Source organism: Methylobacterium tarhaniae (assembly GCF_001043955.1).
Taxonomy (GTDB): Bacteria; Pseudomonadota; Alphaproteobacteria; order Rhizobiales; family Beijerinckiaceae; genus Methylobacterium; species Methylobacterium tarhaniae.
The window spans coordinates 1-19,543 of record NZ_LABZ01000066.1 but is presented as its reverse complement, the minus strand read 5'-3'; the positions used below and the strand labels follow the sequence as shown (position 1 = coordinate 19,543).

The following is a 19,543-nucleotide window of genomic DNA, read 5'->3' as shown; positions in this document are numbered from 1 at the left end:
TTCATCCCGAGGCCGCGAGCGGGCTGGGGCAGGGCATCCCAGCCGACGAGGCCGCCCGGCTGCAGGTGGAGGGGTTCCGCTCTCCGCAAGCGCCGCGGATCTCCGTCAACGCCTTCCTGGTTCTCGGCGGGCCGGCTCCCGTCCTGGTCGATGCCGGGAGGGGGGCGGGTGGGCCAGCCTCTCTCGGGCATCTGCCGAAGGCGCTCGACGCCTGCGGCGTGGCGCCGGGAGCCGTCGGCACCGTGCTGGTGACCCACCTGCATTCCGACCATATCGGCGGGCTGACGGGGCCTGACGGCTCCGCTCTGTTCCCGAATGCGGAGGTGGTGATCCCGGAGGCGGAGGCCGCCTACTGGTTCGCCGACGGGGCGGAGGATCGGGCGCCGGAGCGGGCGAAGGCGGGATTCCGCCGGGCTCAAGGCCTCGCGGCTGCCTATGGCGAGCGGATCCGACGGGCCGGGGAAGGCGAGGTGCTGCCGGGGATCGAGGCGATCCTGGCGCCCGGCCACACGCCCGGCCACACCGCCTACCGGGTCCAGTCGGGCGAGACGAGCCTGCTGATCTGGGGCGACGTGGTGCACCTGCCGGCGATCCAGTTCGCCCGGCCGGAGGCATTCCTGTCCTTCGACGTGGACGGCGCGTTGGCCGCCGCCACGCGCAAGCGCATCCTCGATCAGGCGGTGGCGGATCGCAGCCTGGTCGCCGGGATGCATCTCGAGTTTCCGGCCCTCGGCTCGGTCCGGCGCGACGGCGCCGGCTTTGCCTGGGTTCCGGAGCAGTGGAGCGCGGCGTCCTGACCGCCCCTGCTTCGAACGCGTGAGAGATCAGGACGGCGGTGTCTCCCAGGCGCGGGAGGAACCGCAGGGGAGGGCCCTCAAGGCTGCCCCGATGTAAGTTGGCGAGAGGTGCGAACGTGGTCATTCAGAAGAACTGGCAAGAGCTGATCAAGCCGAACAAGCTCGAGGTCACCCCCGGGCACGACCCGAAGCGGATCGCCACCGTCGTGGCCGAGCCGCTGGAGCGCGGCTTCGGCACCACCCTCGGCAACTCCCTGCGCCGGGTGCTCCTCTCCTCGCTCCAGGGCGCGGCGGTCACCTCGGTCCATATCGACGGCGTGCTGCACGAGTTCTCCTCGATCCCGGGCGTGCGCGAGGACGTCACCGACATCGTCCTCAACATCAAGACGATCGCGATCCGCTCGTCGAGCGACACGCCCAAGCGCATGACCCTGCGCAAGACCGGCCCGGGCCTGGTCACGGCGGGTGACATCGCGACGATCGGCGACGTGCAGATCCTCAACCCCGACCTGGTGCTCTGCACCCTGGACGACGGGGCCGAGATCCGCATGGAGTTCACCGTGTCGTCCGGCAAGGGCTACGTCCCGGCCGAGCGTAACCGGCCCGAGGACGCGCCGATCGGCCTGATCCCGGTCGACGCGCTGTTCTCGCCGGTCACCAAGGTGTCCTACCGCATCGAGAACACCCGCGAGGGCCAGGATCTCGACAAGGACAAGCTGACCATGACGGTCGAGACCAACGGTGCGGTCTCGCCCGAGGATGCGCTCGCCTACGCGGCCCGCATCATCCAGGACCAGCTCCAGATCTTCGTCAACTTCGAGGAGCCCCGCAAGGAAGAGGCCGCGCCGCTGGCGCCGCAGCTGCCCTTCAACCCGGCCCTGCTCAAGAAGGTCGACGAGCTCGAACTGTCGGTCCGCTCGGCCAACTGCCTCAAGAACGACAACATCGTCTATATCGGCGATCTCATCCAGAAGACCGAAGCGGAGATGCTGCGCACCCCGAACTTCGGCCGCAAGTCGCTCAACGAGATCAAGGAAGTGCTGGCCGCGATGGGCCTGCACCTCGGCATGGACGTGCCCGGCTGGCCGCCGGAGAACATCGAGGACCTGGCCAAGCGCTTCGAAGAGCACTACTGAGCCTGTCTCGCGGCGCGGGTTCATCCCGCGCCGCCACTCCCGATGCGCCTCGATCCGCGGCGCATCGGGAGTGGCGGAGAATTCTGCCCTCACACCAGAAAGGACGGCCGACCCGTGGCACGGCGGCCGAGAACCAAAGGAGAGAGCCATGCGTCACGGTTTCCGGGGTCGCCGTTTCAACCGCACCGTCGAGCATCGCAAGGCGATGTTCTCGAACATGTCGGCCGCGCTGATCAAGCACGAGCAGATCATCACCACCCTGCCGAAGGCCAAGGACCTGCGTCCCGTGGTCGAGAAGCTGATCACCCTCGGCAAGCGCGGCGACCTGCACGCCCGCCGTCAGGCGATCGCGGCGCTTCGCGGCGACGAGGTGATGGTCAAGAAGCTGTTCGACGTGCTCGGGCCGCGCTACCAGGGCCGCCCGGGCGGCTATTGCCGCATCATGAAGGCGGGCTTCCGCTACGGCGACAACGCCCCGATGGCGGTGATCGAGTTCGTCGATCGCGACGTCGACGCCCGCGGCAAGGATTCCGGCCCGGTCCAGGTGGCCGACGAGACCCCCGCGGAGTAATCCGCAGGCGATCGATGGCCTTCGAGGGCGGCCCGTGAGGGCCGCCTTTTCTTTTGCCGAGAAGCCGGCTGACCGGAACCCGAGGGGCCGACATACGATCTCCCTGCGGTACCTGCCGTTTCAAGGAGACACCGATGATGAGCAAGCTGACCGTTCCGGCCCTCGCCGCCCTGTTCCTCGCCGGCAGCGCCGCCGGCGCGCTCGCCGACAAGGTCGGCGCCGACTGGATGCCGATCGGCCAGGTGATCCAGAAGGTCGAGGCCGCCGGCTATACCCAGATCTCCGAGATCGAGGCCGATGACGGCCACTGGGAAGGGGAGGGGATGAAGGACGGCAAGCCGATGAAGTTCAAGGCCGATCCGCGCACCGGCGCCATCCTGTCGGAGAAGGCCGGCAAGTAAGCGGGCCAAGCCAGCCAAGCCAGCGAGCGTGGTGGGAATCGCCCGGACTTCGCCGGGAAGGTGCTGGATTCCGGCGGGCGGGAGGCGCAAAGGTGGCGCGCTTCTCGTCCACCAGCGAAATCACTCCCATGACCGCGATTCCCGCCCTTGCCGACCTCCAGGCCCGCTACGCCGCTCTGCAGGAGCGCGGCCTCAAGCTCGACATGACCCGCGGCAAGCCCTCGCCCGAGCAGCTCGACCTGTCGGAAGGGCTGTCGACCCTGCCGGGCAACCGCGACCACCGCACCGAGACCGGCGAGGACGCGCGCAATTACGGCGGCGTGCAAGGCCTTGCCGAGGTGCGGGCGCTGTTCTCGCCGGTGCTCGGCGCCCCGCCGGAGCGGATCGCCGTGGGCAATAATTCGAGCCTCGCGCTCATGCACGACTGCATCGTCTACGCGCTGCTCAAGGGCGTTCCCGGCGGCGCGCGGCCGTGGTCGAAGGAGGAGGAGATCCGCTTCCTGTGCCCGGTGCCCGGCTACGACCGCCACTTCGCCCTGTGCGAGACCTATGGCATCGGCATGATTCCGGTCCCGATGACCGCAGACGGCCCGGACATGGACGTGGTGGAGCGGGAGGTCCGCGATCCCCGGGTGAAGGGGCTGTGGGCGGTGCCGCAATATTCGAACCCTGGTGGTGAGACCTATTCCGATGCCACGGTCGAGCGGCTCGCCCAGATGGCGGCCGGTGCCCCGGACTTCCGGCTGTTCTGGGACAATGCCTACGCGCTGCACCACCTGACCGAGCGGCGGCCCCGGCTCCGTAACATCCTGGAGGCCTGCGCCGAGGCCGGTCACCCGGACCGGGCGGTCGTCTTCGCCTCGACCTCGAAGGTGACGCTGGCGGGTGCGGGCCTCGCCATGCTGGCTTCGTCCGAGGCGAATATCCGCTGGTATCTGGCCAATGCCGGCAAGCGCAGCATCGGGCCGGACAAGCTCAACCAGCTGCGCCATAGTCGCTTCCTGCGCGATCAGGCCGGGCTCGACGCCCTGATGGACGGTCACCGCCGGCTGCTGGCGCCGAAGTTCCGCGCCGTCACCGAGACCTTGGCCCGCCATCTCGGCGGCACCGGCGTCGCGCGCTGGAGCGAGCCGGAGGGTGGCTACTTCATCCTGCTCGAAGTGCCGGAGGGCTGCGCCACCCGCGTCGTCAAGCTCGCCGCCGCCTGCGGCCTGGCGCTGACGCCGGCCGGCGCCACCCACCCGTATGGCCGCGACCCGCAGGACCGCCTGCTGCGCCTCGCCCCGTCCTATCCGAAGCTCGCCGAGGTCGAGGCCGCGGCCGAGGTCGTGGCGACCTGCGTGCTGCTGGCGGCGGCGGAGAGCCGTGAGAATGGGGGAAGCGGGCGCGTCGAGGCGTAATCCCGGGCGGTATCGGTTCCGGTCCCGGCGGCGTGGCTCACGCGGTCCCGCCGCCGCCCGCCCGGTAATCGCGCGGGCTCACGCCATAGGCTTGCCGGAACGCGCGGCTGAGGACCGCGCCGTTGCCGAATCCGTAGGTCTCCCCGATCTCGCCGATGGACCGCCGCTCCAGCGGATCGTCGAGCGCCGCCCGGATCGCTGCGAGGCGCTGACGCGCGAGGGAGCGGGCGATCCCGCCCTCCGGCGCGAACAGGCGGTAGAGCTGCGAGCGCGACATGCCGAGCGCCTTCGCCATCGCGTCGACCCGGAGCGGCGTCGAGAGATGGCCGCGGAGGAATTGCCGGGCGGTCCTGAGCCGGGCGGCATCGAGCGGCGCGCTCGCGATGGCCGCCGCCTCCAGGCTCGGGCGCGCGCAGGCCGCAACCATATGGAGCGTCGCCTGGGCGATATGGGCCGCGTCCAACGTGGTGATCGCGTGGCTGTTCGCCGCCAGGCTCCGGATGTGGTCGGCCAGGAGATGGCCGGCTCCGCCATGCAGGATCAACCCGTGCAACGCCTCCTCGTCGGGCAGCACGGAGGTGACGGACGACCGCGGCAGCGCCAGGATCAGCGAGCCCGTCTCGGGCGCCCGGCTGCGGCGATAGGGCTGCGACAGGTCGTTGAGGCTGACCGCGCCGGCCGGAACGTCGACGACGCCGCGTTCCGTCTCCACGCTGTAGGCGTGCCGGCTCAGATGCAGGATGAAGCCGTCCTGGCCGTCGCGCCGGATCTGGGAGCGGGACCGGGCGGGACCTTGGGGCGCGGCGTTCATGACGCGCAGGGCCATCGCGCCGACCAGAACCGTCTCGATGCTGCCGGAGAACCCGACCGGGTCGGCATCGAGGCTATGGGCGGAGAACAGGGTGCGCCACGCGTCGAAACGGTCGCGCTCGGGCAAGGTGTCCGTGGTGAAGAGGGACCGGGGGACGACGCTCACGGACGGGTTCGCTGATCGGGGCTCCGCACGATGTTAGCTTTTATCGCGCGGCAGGCCAGCGTCATTCGGGACACACTCGCCGACCGCCCGCCGCCCGGACTCGTTCATCCGGCAGGGGCGATGGGGCGGCCTCGTCAATGCATCGCCGCCCCGGCCGGTGTCGGCGCGCCCGGCTCCGCCGCGACGTGAGCGGGGGCGGGCCGCCGCCGCGAGAACAGCAGCGTCAGCACCGGCAGGATGATGAGGATCAGGATCGGCGCCAGGCTCATCCCGCCGACCACCACGAGCGCCAGGGGCTTCTGCACCTGCGATCCGACGCCGGCCGAGAAGGCGGCCGGCAGCAGGCCGACGCCGGCGACGACGCAGGTCATCACCACCGGGCGCATCTGGGTGGTGCAGGTGCGCAGCATCGCCTCGGCCCGGGCCTCGCCGCGGGCGAGCAGCGCGTTGTAGTGGGTGAGCACGATGATGCCGTCCATCACGGCGATCCCTAAGAGCGCGATGAAGCCGATCGCCGCCGAGACGCTGAACGGGGTCTCGGTGACGGCGAGCGCCACGACGCCGCCGGCCGCGGCCATCGGGATCACGCTGAGCGCGAGCAGCGTGTCGATCACCGAGCCGAAATTCACGAAGAGCAGCACGGCGATCAGCAGGATCGCCAGCGGCACCGTGACGGAGAGGCGGGCGAGCGCACCCTGCATGTTGTTGAACTCGCCGACCAGTTCGAGCCGGTAGTCGGGCGGCAGCTTGACCTCTTGGGCGACGCGCTCGCGGGCCTCGATGATGGTGCTGCCGAGGTCGCGGTCGCGCACGCTGAACTTCACCGGCAGGTAGCGCTCCTGGCCCTCGCGGTAGATGTAGGCGGGCCCCGAGACCAGCTCGACGTCGGCGACGGCACTGAGCGGAATCTGGACGTTCACCCCGTTCTGGTTCTGGCCGGCGATGCGCAATTCGCGGATGGCGCGGACGCTCTGGCGGTACTGCGAGGCCAGCCGCACGACGATCGGGTAGTGACGCTCGCTGCCGGTGTCGTAGAGCTCGCCCGCCGAATCGCCGCCGATGGCGGTGCGCACCGTGGTGTTGATGTCGCCGGGGGTGAGGCCGTAGCGGGCGGCGCGCACCCGGTCGACGTTGATCTGGACCGTCGGCTGGCCGAGCGAAGTGAAGACGCCGAGATCGGTGACGCCGGGAACCCGCTTCAGCACCGCCTCGACCTGGCGCGCCACGTCGGTGAGGGTCTGCAGGTCGGGCCCGAACACCTTGAACGAGTTCTCGCCCTTGATGCCGGAGACCGCCTCGGCGACGTTGTCCTGAAGGTATTGCGACAGGTTGAACTCGACGCCCGGGAACTCGGTGCGCAGCCGCTCCAGCAGGGCGCCGGTCATCGCATCCTTGGTCACGCCCTCGCGCCATTGTTCGGCGGCTTTCAGGGGCGCGAAGAACTCGCCGTTGAAGAACCCGGCGGCGTCGGTGCCGTCGTCGGGCCGGCCGTGCTGCGAGACCACCCGTTCGACCTCCGGCACCTCGGCGATCACCCGGCGGATCCGGTTGACGTAGAGGTTGCCCTCTTCCAGCGAGATCGTCGCCGGCATGGTGGCGCGGATCCAGAGATTGCCCTCTTCCAGCTTGGGCAGGAATTCGAGACCGAGATTGCGCCCCTCCACCGCCACGCCGAGGCCGAGGAGCGCGGCGAGGCCGAGCGTCAGGGTGCGGTGGGCGAGAGCCGCCTGGATCACCGGCCGGTAGAGCCGGTCGAGGGTCCGGACCAGGATCGTCTCGACCTCGTTGATGTGCTCGGGCAGCAGGTAGGCCGAGAGGACCGGCGTCACCGTGAAGGTGGCGATCAGGCCGCCCGCCAGCGCATAGGCGTAGGTCTGGGCCATCGGCCCGAAGATGTTGCCCTCGACGCCCGACAGCGTGAAGAGCGGCAGGAAGCCGGTGACGATGATGACCGCCGCGAAGACGATCGAGCGGCTGACGTCGGAGGAGGCGAGCGCGATCAGCCCGAGCTTGCGCGGCATGCCCTTGGCGCCGGCAAGGCCGGGCGCCAGCGGCGGGCCGTGGCCGGAGAGGCGGCGGAAGATCGCCTCGACCATGATGACCGTGCCGTCGACGATCAGGCCGAAATCGAGGGCGCCGACCGACAGGAGGTTGGCGGATTCGCCGCGCACCACCAGGATGATGACGGCGAAGAACAGCGCGAAGGGGATCGTCGCCACGACGATGAGCGCGCTCCTCAGGTTGCCGAGGAAGAGCCACTGCACCACCAGGATCAGCAGGATCCCGACCAGCATGTTGTGCAGGACGGTGTGGGTGGTGACGGCGATGAGGTCGGCGCGGTCGTAGATGCGCTCGATCCGCACGCCCGGCGGCAGGATGCCGGCGGCCTCGATCTTCGCCACCTCGGCCTTCACCGCCTCGATCGACGGTGTCGAGCGCTCGCCGCGGCGCATCAGCACGATGCCCTGGACGATGTCGTCGTCCTCGTTCATCCCGGCGATGCCGAGCCGCGGCTGGTGGCCGATGGTGATGGTGGCCACATCCTTCACCAGCACCGGGGCACCGCCCGACTGCGCCAGCACCGTCTCGCCGATATCGTCGACCGAGCGGATCAGGCCGACCCCGCGCACCACCGCGGATTGGCTGCCCAAGGTGATGCGGTTGCCGCCGACATTGAGGTTGCTGTCGTTGAGGGTCTTGACCACGCCCGACAGGGTCAGGCCATGCGCCATCAGCCGGTCGAGATCGACGCCGATCTCGAAGGTCTTGGTCTTGCCGCCCCAGCCGATCACGTCGATGACGCCCGGCACGGCGCGGAAGCGCTTGCGTAGCACCCAGTCCTGGAGCGTCTTCAGGTCGAGGACGCTATAGCCCTCCGGGGCGACGAGCTTGTAGCGGAAGATCTCGCCGATCGGGCTCACCGGCGAGATCGTCGGCTTGGCGCCGTTCGGCAGGGTGTCGAGCTGGGCGAGCCGGTTGAGCACCTGTTGCTCGGCCTCGCGGTAGCTGTTGGCGAAGCCGAATTGCAGCTTCACGTCGGACAGGCCGTAGAGCGAGACGGTGCGGACCTGCTTCAGGTCCGGCAGGCCCGAGGTGATGACCTCGATCGGCACCGTGATGTAGCGCTCGATCTCCTCGCCCGAGAGGCCCGGCGCCTGGGTGATGACGTTCACCATCGGCGGCGTCGGGTCGGGATAGGCCTCGATGTTGAGGCTCTGGAACGCCGCGAGCCCGCCGACCATCAAGGCCACGAAGGCCAGGACGACGAGGGCGCGCTGGCGCAGGGCGAGGCCGACGATGCCGGTCATGGCCGTGTATCCGAAGATGTGGGATCGAAGGGGAGGACGAGGGCGCGTCAGCTCTGGGTCGACATCCGGTCGATGAAGAGCGAGCCGCGGGAGATCACCCGCTCGCCTTCCCGGAGCCCGTCGAGGATCTCGACGGTCGAGCCGTCGACGATGCCGGCCCTGACCGGCCGGCTCTCGACGGAGTTGTCGGGCTTGAGCACCCAGACGCTGGCCTTGTTGCCCTCCAGGATCACCGCGGCCCGGGGCACGGCGTGGGACAGGCTCTCGCGCTCGTTGATGATGCGGACGCTGGCATACATCTCGGGCTTGAGCAGCCCTTGGCGGTTGTCGATCTCGGCCCGCACGGTGATGCGCCGGGTCGTCGGGTCGACCGAGGTGCCGATGTAGTTGATTCGTCCCTCGAAGGTGCGCTCCGGATGGGCCGGCACCCGGAAGGTGACCTTCTCGTTCATCTCGACCTTGCCGGCATCGGCCTCGCGCAGCTGCGCCACCAGCCAGACCTTCGACAGGTCGCCGATGATGTAGGACGGCTCGCCGCTCGAGCCGACATACTGGCCCGGGCCGATCTTGCGCTGGATGATGGTGCCGCTGAGCGGCGCGTTGATCGGGGTGTTCGGGTTGATCGCCGAGCCCTTCTGCAGGGCCGCCATCTCCTCGTCGCGCAGCCCCAGGATGCGCAGGCGGTTGCGCACCGCCTCGAGCCCGACCTCGGCGGTGCGGTTGTCGTTGGTGGCGCTGGCGAGATCGTTCTGGGCGACCTGGAGATCGCGCAAGGTGGTGGCGCGGGTCTCGAACAGGTCGCGCTGCCGCTTCTCGGCGGCCTGCGCGAAGGCGAGCTGCGAGCGGCTCTTGTTGAGAACGTTGAGGGCGGCGAGGTAGTCGTTCTGCGCCTGCACCATCTCGTTGGCCTGGAGCGAGAACAGCGGCTCGCCGCGTTTCACCTGGTCGCCGGCGCGGGCGAAGATCGCGATGACCCGGCCGGGATAGGGCGAGAAGACCGGCGTCGCCTGGTACTCGTCGACCCCGATCTTGCCCTCGGTGGCGATCTCCTCGAAGAACTGGCGCTTGACCACCGGCTCGCTCGACACCGTGGCGAGCTGGGACGCGGTGAGGGTGAAGGCCTTGCCGGCGGCCGGCCGGGCCGGCACGTCCGCGAAGGCGGTGATCGGCTCCTGGCGGTGGCCTGGGCGCAAATACGGATAGGCGACGACCGCTCCGGCGGCCACGACGGCCAGGAGGACGACTTGGCTGATCGGTCTCAGCGTCCGGGGCATGATCGTCACACTCTTCGTCGGCGGGCGCGCTGCGGTAACACGACGGGATGACCGATCGGCAACGCGCGGGCAACACTTAGCGAATTTTGCTGACGCAAGCGTGAATGAAGATCGGGCCCGAACAGTTCCGGGACCGCTGTGCCGCCGGCGATACACTCGGCCGCACTAGCTCGACCGTCTTAGATCGGGCGCGTGCCAGGCCGAGGTTTGGCCCGACACTCGGCTTAGCCTTCCGGAGCGAGCAGGGTCGCGACCCGGGCCGCCAGGTCGGCGGAGAGGAAGGGCTTCTCCAGCACCGCGAAATCCGCCGGGATGCGGGCCGCCTCGGCATGGCCGGTGACGAGCAGGAACGGCAGGGCGGGCCAGCGCATGCGCACCGCCTCGGCGAGATCGAGGCCGCTCATGCCCGGCATCGCCAGGTCGGCGACGACGAGGTCGAACCGCTCCGCGTCGAGGCGCTCCAGTGCCGCCTCGCCGCTCGGCACCTCGGCCTCGTCGTAGCCGAAGCCGTTGAGGAACGAGGCGGTGACGTGGCGGACCTGGGGGTCGTCGTCGACCACGAGGATGCGGGCCCGGCGCGGGGCCGGGGCCGGGGCGCTCCTGGCGGCCGGCGCCGTCTCGACCGCCTCGCGGGAGCGGGGCAGGTAGAGCAGGACCGTGGTCCCGTGGCCGACCTCGCTGTCGATCCGGATCGTGCCGCCGGATTGCTGCACGAGGCCGAACACCATGGCGAGGCCGAGGCCCGTGCCCTGGCCGACGCCCTTGGTGGTGAAGAACGGCTCGAACACCCTCCCCAGGATCTCCGGGGCGATGCCGGTGCCGGTGTCGCGGATCGCGATCACCGCGTAGTCGCCGTCCTTCAGGTTCGGGTCGGTGCTGCCTCTCACCGTCTCGTTCCGGGTCGAGAGCGCGACGACGCCCCCCTCCGGCATCGCGTCGCGGCCGTTGATGCAGAGGTTGAGGATCGCGAGCTCGAGCTGGTCCGGATCGACCTTGGCGGGCCAGAGGTCGGGACTGAGATCGCGCTCGACCTGCACGAAGCCGCCGAGGCTGCGCCCGAGCAGGTCGTCCATGCCCTGGATCACGCCGTTGAGGTCGATGACGCGGGCCTGGAGGTCGCGGCGGTGGCTGAAGGTGAGCAGGCGCTTGGTCAGCGCCGCGCCGCGCTGCGCCGCCTGGGTGGCGTTGGTCATCAGGCGCGACAGGCGGGCATCGCCCGCCACCTTCGGCAGGGCCAGTTCCAGGCTGCCGAGGATCGCGGTGAGCAGGTTGTTGAAGTCGTGCGCGACACCGCCTGCCAGGGTGCCGAGTGCCTGCATCTTGTCGGCCTGGCGCAGCCGCATCTCCAAAAGGCGCTGCTCGGTGATGTCGCGCTCGATCACCGCGAGGTGGACGACCGCCCCGGCGGGGTCGCGGATCGGAACCCGGGTGACCTGGCTCCAGGTTTCCCCGCTCGGCGCCTGCGCCGGCTCGGCGCCGCCCGTGACGGTCTCGGTCGGCGCACCGGACGCGATGGCGGCCCGGTCGGCCGCCTCGGCGGCCTCGCTCCCGGACACGGCGAACTCGGATTCGCGGCGGCCGAGGCAGGCCTCGACCGAGGGCGCGCCAAGGCGCCTCGCCATGCGGGCGTTGAGGCGCAGGTAGCGCCCGTCGGTATCCTTGAAGGCGATCGCGTCGCCGGCATGGTCGAGGAGGCCGCGCAGCAGGGCGCGCTCGGTGGCGAGCTCGCGAGCGAGGCGATGGCGCTCGTAGGCGCCCCGCACCGCGTTGCGCAGGAGCGACGGGTCCCACGGCTTGGTGACGTAGCCGGTGATGCCACCGCGATTGAGGGCCGAGACCACCGCCGAGATGTCGGCGTAGCCGGTGAGCAGGATCGCCTGCGCGTCCGAGATCTCCCGGGCCTGGGCCAGCAGGGCGTCGCCGGTCAGTCCCGGCATGCGCTGGTCGGACAGGATGACGTCGATGTCGGGCTCGGCGGCGATCAGCTCCAGGGCCTCGGCCGGCCGGCTGGTGGTCAGCACCCGGAACTCGTCCTCGAGCAGATCCTCGAGGGCGACCAGGATGTCCGGCTCGTCGTCGACCGCCAGGATCGTGCCGCGCACGGCCGGATTCATCGCCTCGCCCATCGCGCCCACGGTCATGCGGCCCGCCGCGGAATGCTGATCACGAAGCAGGCCCCTCCTTCCGGCGCGGATTCGACCGAGATCTGTCCGCTATGCGCCTGCACGACGCTGTAGGCAATGGCGAGGCCGAGTCCGGTGCCGGATCCGACCGGCTTCGTCGTGAAGAACGGCTCGAAGATCCGCTCGCGTAAGGACTCCGGCACGCCCGGGCCGGTGTCGCAGATCCGGATCACGTCGTGGTCGTCGCGGATCGCGGTCTCGATCGTGATCGTGCCGTCGCCGGGAATCGCGTCGGCGGCATTGCCGAGGATGTTCATCACCACCTGGTTGAGCAGGGCCGGGGAGCAGCGGATCTCGGACGCGCCGGCGAAGTCCTTGCGTACCGCGATGCGGCTGCCGAGCTTGTGCTGGATCAGCGCCAGCACGTTCTCGATCGCGTCCGGCACGTTGACGGTCTGCATCTCGCCCTCGTCGAGGCGCGAGAACTTGCGCAGGTTGACCACGAGATCCTGGATGCGGGACAGCCCGAGGCGCATCGAGCCGACCCGGTCGCGGGCCTTGTCGAGGGCGCGGCGGAAGGGGGCGTCCTCCGGCGCCGCGGTCGCGACCTCGCCGATCAGCCGCTCGACCGTGCCCTGATGGGCCAGGATGAAGGCGAGCGGGTTGTTGATCTCGTGGGCGATGCCGGCGACCAGCTCGCCCAGCGAGGCCATCTTGGCGGCCTGGACGAGCTTGGCCTGCGTGTCCTTGAGGCGGTGATTGGCCTGTTCGAGGTCGTGGTTGGCCTGCGCCAGCGCGCCGGCCAGGGCCGCCTTCGCCTCGGCGGCGGTGGCCTCGGCCTTCGCACGCTCGGCGGCGAGCGCGTGGCGGCGCACCTCGTCGGCGACGCGGCGGTCGTCCTCCTCCAGGAGCTTGCGGCGCACCAGCGTGCGCACCCGGATCGCCAGGAGGTCGGCATCCGCCCCCCTGGGGCTGGGATCCCTTGGGCTGGGATCCTTGGAGCCGGGATCCTTGGAGCCGGGATCCTTGGGGCTGGGATCCCTGGAGCCGGAATCCCTGGTGGCCGGGTCCCGGGCCGTCACGTCCTTGGCGACCACGTCGTCCGCCCCGGCCGAGAAGGCCTCGACGAGCAGGGCCTTACCGGAGGCGGCGGCGGAGCCGATGCCGACGAGGTAGAAGCCCGGCGCACCCGCCACCGTGGCGGCGCCCCGCAAGGCGGCGATCCGGCGGCAGAGGGCGATGGCGTCGAAGCCCGTTCCCAGGAGATCGACCGTGACGCAGTCGAAGCCCTCGCCCGGGGCCTCCAGGGCCGCCATCGCTTGGTCGGGCCCGTCGGCGGTGACGACCTCGTGGCCCTCCTGCGCCAGCAGGGCCGCGAGGTAGGCCCGGAAGGTGGCGCTGCCGTCGACGACGAGGATGCGGGCGCGGCGGAAGCTCGCCTGGCGGCCCGGCTCGTCCGCCGGAACGGCGGCGCGCTCGCGCAGGAGCGCCCGGATGCGCAGGAGCAGGAGGTCGCGGTCGGCGGATTTCGGCACGTAGGCGTCGGCGCCGCTCTCCAGGCCCTGGCGCTCGAAGTCGCGGCCGCTCGCCTCGGTCAGCATCAGGACCGGCGTCGCCCGGGTGCGCATGGCGAGGCGCATCTGCCGGGTCAGCTCGTCGCCGTTCATCCCCGGCAGGTGGTAATCGGCCACCACGAGGTCCGGCAGGCCGTGGTTCATCGCCTCCAGCGCCGCTTCCGCCGTGGCGTGGCGCGTCACCGAGAAGCCGTTGCGCTCCAGGAACAGCCGCAATTGCAGCGCCTGGGTCTCCGAATCCTCGACCAGCAGGATGCGGGGCGGGCGCGCCGGCGCGGGCATCGGCGCCGTCACGCCGAGAGGCCAGGCTGCGCCGCCCGCAGGATCCGCGGCGCGATCAGGTCGAGGGGGAGCACGCTGCCCGCCGCCTTGAGGCGCACGGCCGCCGCCGGCATGCCGTAGACGACGGCCGAGCTCTCGTGCTCGGCGATGGTGGCGGCCCCGGCGAGGTGCATGTCGAGGAGGCCGGCGGCGCCGTCCTCGCCCATCCCGGTGAGGAGCACGCCGAGGCCCCGCGGCCCGGCATGACGGGCGACGGAGCGGAACAGCGTCGTGGCCGAGGGGCGCTGCCCGCCGACCGGCGGCTCGTCGAGGAGGGTGAGCAGCCCGCCGGGCCCCAGCGTCAGGTGCCGGTCGCCCGGCGCGACGTAGACGTGGCCGGGGAGGGGCCGCACGCCTTCGGCGGCGATGACGACGGTGAGCGGCACGACGCCATTCAGCCAGTCGGCGAAGCCCTCCATGAAGGCCGCGCCCATGTGCTGGACGAGCAGGACCGGGAGCGGGAAGTCCGCCGGCAGGGCGCCGAGCAGCTTGGCGAAGGCCGGCGGCCCGCCGGTCGAGGCGGCCACCGCCAGCACGCTCGGGGCCTGCGTCGCCGGGATCGCCCCGCGGAAGTCCTCGCGGGGGGCAACGCTGCGCGCCAGGCGCTCGGCGCCGATCGGCCGGCGCCGGATCACCGGCACCTGGCTCATGATGCGCAACTGCGTGCAGATCTGGTCGGCGATCGCCTCGTAGGCGCGGTGCCCGGTGCCGACCGGCTTCTCGACCACGCTCAAGGCGCCGGCCCGCAGGGCGTTCATCGAGATCTTGAGCGAGGAATCCTCGATCGCGTCGGCCACGACCACGATCGGGGTCGGCCGCTCGGCCATGATCCGCCGCGTGGTCTCCAGCCCGTCGATGCCCGGCAGGCGGATATCCATGGAGATCACGTCCGGCTGGATCCGGTGGATCTCCCGCAGCGCCTCCTCGCCGGAATCGACCGCGGCGACGAGGGCCAGACGCGGGTCGCGGCTGACGATGTGGGCGAGGAGCTGGCGCACCACCAGCGAATCCTCCACCAGCATGACGCGGACGGGGGTGCTCACAGCAGCTGACCGATCGTGTCGAGAAGCTCGCGCTGGTCGAACTTCTGCTTGGTGATGTAGGCGTCGGCCCCGAGATCGAGGCCCCGGCGGATGTCGGCGGGATCGCCGCGGGAGGTCATCAGGATCACCGGCAGCCGCGTCAAGCCCGGATCGGCCTTGACCGCCTGGAGCAGGCCGAACCCGTCGAGGCGCGGCATCTCCACGTCGGCGACCACGAGATCCACGTCCGCCCCGTCCCGGCGCAGCCGGTCGAGGGCGTCCTGGCCGTCGACGCAGACGAAGACCCGGTAGCCATGCGCCTCCAGGATGCTCTTCTCCAGGGTGCGGGTGGTGATCGAATCGTCGACCACCAGCACGGTCGGGACGCGCTTCGCCCGCCGCCCGGGCGCCGCCGCCGCCGGGGCGGCCACCAGCCCGCCGGCGCGGGCACGGGCGCAGAGGCCCTCGGGGTCGAGCACCAGGGCGGGGGTCTCGTCGGCGAGCATGATGGTGCCGGACATCAGCGTGGGGTCTCCGCCGAGCGGCGGGGCCGGGCCGACGAGGAGCACCCGCACGTCGAGCAAGCGGTCGACGGCGATGGCGCACTGGGCGGTGCCGCAGCGCAGGAGGACGGCGCGGACCAGGCCGTCACGGAGGGGAAGGGGGGCGACACCGGATCCGAGGAGCGACGCGAGGGGGACGAGTGGGACGACAACGTCCCGTCCCCCCTGCTTGATCCGCGCCGCCGGCTCGCCCGCCACGGACGCGAGGTCGCGCTCGGTGAGGCGGAGCAGCCCGGCGACCGCGCCGCTCGGCAGGCCGAAGGTCTGGGGGGCGTCCCCAGGCCGCAGGGCCGCCTCGACGAGCAGCACCGGCTGGCGCGCCGCGGAGAGCGGCACCGTGATGGTCACCTCCGCGCCGGAGGGCCGTGCCGGCCGCAAGGTGGCCCGGCCGCGCAGGGAGCGCGCGGCCTCCGCCACCACCGACAGCCCCATGCCGCGCCCCGCGATCCGGTCGACGGAGGCCGCCGTGGAGAAGCCCGGTGCGAAGACCAGTTCGAGAATGTCCTCCGGGCCGGGCTCGGCCCCCGGCGCCACCAGCCCCTGGCGCCGTCCGGTCTCGAGGATGCGGGCGAGGTCCGGGCCGCGCCCGTCGTCGCGGATCGTCACCACGAGCTGGCTGCCCTTCGTGGCGACCGACAGGGTGACGGAGAGCGCCTCGGGCTTCCCCGCCGCCCGGCGGGCCCCGGGGCTTTCCGCGCCGTGGCTGATCGTGTTGCGCAGGGCATGCAGCACCGGGTCCTTGAGGGCCTGGAGCAGGCCGCGATCGACCTGGAGGTCGAGGCCGTGCAGCCGCACCTCGATCGGAAGGCCGGCCTCGCGGGCGATCTCCCGCACCATCCGGCCATAGCCGCCGAAGACCGTCTCGGCCGGGACCAGGAGCAGCCGGTCGGCATCGTCGCGCAGGCGCCGCAGGGCGGAATCGACCGCGCCGGTGCTGCGGCTCTGCACCCGGGCGAGGCCCGAGATGCCGCGGATCACCGCCCGCAGGTCGCCGTCGAGGCGGCGCACCCGGTCGACGAAGCCGTCGAGGGCGATGCCCGCCGGGTCGCCGGCCTCCCGCAGGCGGCGGGCGAGGGCCACCATCTCGCCGGTGCGCCCCTGCACCGTGTCGACGCTGCGACGCAGGGCCCGCGCACCGGATTCGAGGCCCGCCACCGCGCCCCCGATCGCCTCCTGGCCCTGGAGCACGGCGGTGAGGTCGTGCACCGCCTTCGACAGGTTCTCGACCTGATCGCTGGCGATGCGCAGATAGGCGACGGCGTTGTCCTGTGCCTGCGGCGCCGGCTCGGCGGGGCGCTCCGGCGCCGGCTCGGGCCCGGCGTCCCGATCGATGTCCGGCTTGGCTTCCGGTCCGGCCGCCGGGATCGGCGCGCCGGACAGGCAGGCGTCGAGCGCCGCGACCGCGTCGGCCGGCGCCGCCGGCTCCGGATTCTTGGGCAGGCCCGCGACCAGCCCCTCGATCCGGTCGAGGGCGAGGTCGACCACCCCGGACGTGGCCCGGTCGAGGCCGGTGCGGCCCTGCACCACCCGGTCGAACAGGGCCTCGAGCCGATGGGCGACCTCCTCCACCGCCGGCAGGTCGACCGCCCGGGCCGCCCCCTTCAGGCTGTGGGCGCGGCGGAAGACGTCGTTCCAGTCCGCGGGCCGGCCCGCCTCGGCCGCGGCGAGGGCCGCCCGGATCGCCGCGAGGTGCTCGCGGTGCTCGGCATCGAAGGCCGCGAGGAGGAGCTGGCGGATGTCATCCATCGGAGAGAGGCGATGTCCCGTCCGTCAGAGCCGGTAGCGCTCGGCGAGCGCCAGGAGGGCGCTGGCCAGCTCGCTCAGGTTGGCGGCGGCGGCCTCGACCTGGCGGGTGCCGGCGGCGGTCTGCTGGCTCGCCTGGCGGATGTTCTGGAGCGCGCCCATCACCTGCTCGATGCCGAGCTGCTGCTGGTTGGTCGAGGCGACGATCTGCTGGAAGGTCTGCACGCTCTCCTGCACCCGGGCGGTGATCTCCTCGATCGTCGCGTGGGTGGTGTCGGTGCGCTCCTTGCCGATGGCCACGCGCTTGACCGCCTCCTCGGTCAGCATCACCGAGGCGTTGATGCCGCGCTGGATGTCGCCGAGGATGGCCCGCACCTGGGCGGTCGCCTCCTTGGCTTGGTCGGCCAGCGCCTTCATCTCGGAGGCCACCACCGCGAAGCTGCGGCCGCTCTCGCCCGCCGCCGCCGCCTCGATGGCGGCGTTGAGCGCCAGCAGGTGCGTGCGCTCCGAGACGTCGTTCACGGTGGCGATGATCTCGCCGATCGCCTGCGTCTTCTCGCTCAAGGCCACGATGTTCTCCGCCACGGCCTCGCTCTGCTCGCGGATCGCGTCCATGGCGCGGGCGGTCTCGTCGACGGCGCGAAGCCCCGCGCTCGAGGTCTGGGCGGTGGCCTGGGCGGTCGCGATCACCTCCTGCGCCCGCTTGCCGATCTGGGCGCCCGCATGGGTGATCTCGTCGACGGTCGCGGCCGTCTCCTGCACGGCGGCGAACTGCTCCTCGACGCTCGCCGCCTGCTCCTGGGCCGAGGCGCGGATCTCGGCGGCGGCCGCGTTGAGGTTCGAGGTCGAGGCGCGGTTCTGGTTCGCCAGCTGGCGCAGGCCCTCGACCATCTGGTTGAGCACGCCGCCGAGGCGGCCGAGCTCGTCGCGGCTGCTCTCGGCGATGCGGCCGGTGAGGTCGCCGCCGCCGACCTTGCCGACGAAGACCATCACGGCGTCGAGGGGCTGCACCACCGAGCGCCGGATCAGCACCGTGATGACGAGGGCCATCACGACGCAGGCCGCGAGCGCCGCCAGCGTCGAGAGCCGACTCTCCTCGTAGATCGCCCCGACCCGGCGCTGGCCGGCGGTGATCGCCCCGTCGAGGGCCTCGCGCGCCGCCCCCATGGTGCGCACGAAGTTCTCGCCCGACTGGTCGAGGGCGTTCTCGGCCGCCTGGATGCCCGGTACGTCGCCGGCCGTGATCGCCTCGAACTGGCGCTCGGTGGCGGTGCGGGTGGTGCGCAACTCGGCGCCGGCCGCGACCAGAAGCTCGGCGATGCGCTGCCAGGCGGCGGCGCGGTCGGGCGAGAGCGAGTTGGCCCGGTACTCGTTGGCGGTCGTGACCGCGCCGGCGAGCGCGGTCTCGGCGGAGGCGGCGATGCGCCGCCAGGTCACCGTCGGCTCCTCCTTGGAGGTCACCTCGCGGCCGAGGGCGCGGAGATAGTAGCGGGTGGCCGCCTCGTCGCGCAGGTCGCTCATCCGGCGCTGCGCCTCGCGGATGTTCTCGAGCTGATGCATCACCGTCAGGTCGCGGGTGACGATGGTGTCGGTGGCGTTGCGCACCTCGCCGATCTGGCCGACCGCGTAGACGCCGAGCGCCACGATCACCAGGACGACGGCGGCGAAGCCGAGGAGGATGCGGTTCCCGATCGAGAGCGACACGCGTGAGTTCTCTTTCGCTGGATGACGGGATCAGGCCGGGCCGGGACGGCCGGCCGCGAGGAGCGGCGCCAGGAGAGAGGCGAGGTCGATCACCGCGAAGCCGGGCTCGTCGACACCCTGCGCGGCGGCGCGGGCATAGCCCGCCACCGCCCGTCTGCCCAGCCCTTCGGCCGAGGTCTCGACCGCGGCCTCGGCCACGGCGAGGACGCGCTCGACCCTGAGCCCGATCCGCGGGCCGTCCCGGCGCAGGACCACGACATGGCCCGGGCCCTGGCCGTCCGCACCCGCCGGGGGCGCCGGCGCCGTGCCCAGGGCCGTCGCGAGATCGACCACGCTGACGAGGATCCCGCCCCGCCCGGTGAGGCCGACGAGCGCCGCCGGCGCCCCCGGCACCGGCGTGCAGGGACGGAACCGGAACACCTCGGCGACGCCCTCGAGGGGCAGGCCGACCGTCTCGGCACCGGCGCGGCAGACGAGCAGGGACCGGCTCGCCCCCCCCCCCCCCGCCGCGCCCCGGGGGGGGGGGCGGGGGGGGGGGGGGGCCCCGATGTCCCCCCCGCCGGCGGGGGGGCCGGCCGCGCCCGCTGCGCGGTGGGGCCCGGGGGGGGGGGGGGGGGGGGGGGCGCGGGC

14 protein-coding genes are annotated in these 19,543 nt (G+C 71.8%); 5 read left to right on the top strand and 9 right to left on the bottom strand.

Annotated features, from left to right (window positions below; translation table 11 throughout):
* From VQ03_RS10435 to VQ03_RS10415, 5 genes are all read left to right on the top strand, one after another.
* On the top strand, positions 1–797 hold a 797-nt coding region (locus tag VQ03_RS10435; protein WP_048450811.1), incomplete at its 5' end, for an MBL fold metallo-hydrolase.
* Between the two features lie 98 nt (positions 798–895).
* A complete protein-coding gene (locus VQ03_RS10430) occupies positions 896–1,933 on the top strand; it encodes a DNA-directed RNA polymerase subunit alpha (RefSeq protein WP_425350054.1) in 1,038 nt (345 codons plus the stop codon).
* 148 nt (positions 1,934–2,081) lie between these two features.
* Positions 2,082–2,504 carry a 50S ribosomal protein L17 gene (rplQ, locus tag VQ03_RS10425; protein WP_048450809.1) on the top strand — a complete coding sequence of 141 codons (423 nt, stop codon included), beginning with the start codon at positions 2,082–2,084 and terminating at the stop codon, positions 2,502–2,504.
* A 137-nt stretch (positions 2,505–2,641) separates the two neighbouring features.
* Positions 2,642–2,905, top strand: a complete 264-nt coding sequence (locus tag VQ03_RS10420; RefSeq protein WP_048450814.1) for a PepSY domain-containing protein — start codon at positions 2,642–2,644, stop codon at positions 2,903–2,905.
* Between the two features lie 128 nt (positions 2,906–3,033).
* Positions 3,034–4,305, top strand: a complete 1,272-nt coding sequence (locus VQ03_RS10415; RefSeq protein WP_048450808.1) for an aspartate aminotransferase type Ic — start codon at positions 3,034–3,036, stop codon at positions 4,303–4,305.
* Between the two features lie 37 nt (positions 4,306–4,342).
* On the opposite strand, the gene VQ03_RS10410 is transcribed toward VQ03_RS10415, so the two are convergent.
* From VQ03_RS10410 to VQ03_RS10370, 9 genes are all read right to left on the bottom strand, one after another.
* Positions 4,343–5,281: an AraC family transcriptional regulator gene (locus VQ03_RS10410; RefSeq protein WP_048450807.1), complete on the bottom strand. Its 939-nt coding sequence runs from the start codon at positions 5,279–5,281 to the stop codon at positions 4,343–4,345.
* Positions 5,282–5,415: 134 nt separating this feature from the next.
* Positions 5,416–8,589 (bottom strand): efflux RND transporter permease subunit, encoded by a 3,174-nt coding sequence (locus VQ03_RS10405; RefSeq protein ID WP_048450806.1) that lies wholly within the window; start codon positions 8,587–8,589, stop codon positions 5,416–5,418.
* Between the two features lie 47 nt (positions 8,590–8,636).
* On the bottom strand, positions 8,637–9,863 hold the full coding sequence (locus VQ03_RS10400) for an efflux RND transporter periplasmic adaptor subunit (protein ID WP_048450813.1): 1,227 nt from the start codon (positions 9,861–9,863) through the stop codon (positions 8,637–8,639).
* A gap of 224 nt (positions 9,864–10,087) precedes the next feature.
* Positions 10,088–12,004 (bottom strand): response regulator, encoded by a 1,917-nt coding sequence (locus tag VQ03_RS10395; RefSeq protein WP_048450805.1) that lies wholly within the window; start codon positions 12,002–12,004, stop codon positions 10,088–10,090.
* The gene (locus VQ03_RS10390; protein WP_048450812.1) at positions 12,001–13,842 is read right to left on the bottom strand and encodes a response regulator; all 1,842 of its coding nucleotides are present in this window, start codon (positions 13,840–13,842) and stop codon (positions 12,001–12,003) included. Before VQ03_RS10390 ends, VQ03_RS10395 begins: the two co-directional genes overlap by 4 nt.
* A gap of 8 nt (positions 13,843–13,850) precedes the next feature.
* Positions 13,851–14,903 (bottom strand): chemotaxis-specific protein-glutamate methyltransferase CheB, encoded by a 1,053-nt coding sequence (gene cheB, locus VQ03_RS10385; protein ID WP_048450804.1) that lies wholly within the window; start codon positions 14,901–14,903, stop codon positions 13,851–13,853.
* A 17-nt stretch (positions 14,904–14,920) separates the two neighbouring features.
* Positions 14,921–17,212, bottom strand: a complete 2,292-nt coding sequence (locus VQ03_RS10380) for a hybrid sensor histidine kinase/response regulator (RefSeq protein ID WP_048450803.1) — start codon at positions 17,210–17,212, stop codon at positions 14,921–14,923.
* Positions 17,213–17,236: 24 nt separating this feature from the next.
* The gene (locus VQ03_RS10375) at positions 17,237–18,913 is read right to left on the bottom strand and encodes a methyl-accepting chemotaxis protein (RefSeq protein WP_048450802.1); all 1,677 of its coding nucleotides are present in this window, start codon (positions 18,911–18,913) and stop codon (positions 17,237–17,239) included.
* 30 nt (positions 18,914–18,943) lie between these two features.
* Positions 18,944–19,393 carry a chemotaxis protein CheW gene (locus tag VQ03_RS10370; protein ID WP_280948484.1) on the bottom strand — a complete coding sequence of 150 codons (450 nt, stop codon included), beginning with the start codon at positions 19,391–19,393 and terminating at the stop codon, positions 18,944–18,946.
* Between the last annotated feature and the right edge of the window lie 150 nt (positions 19,394–19,543).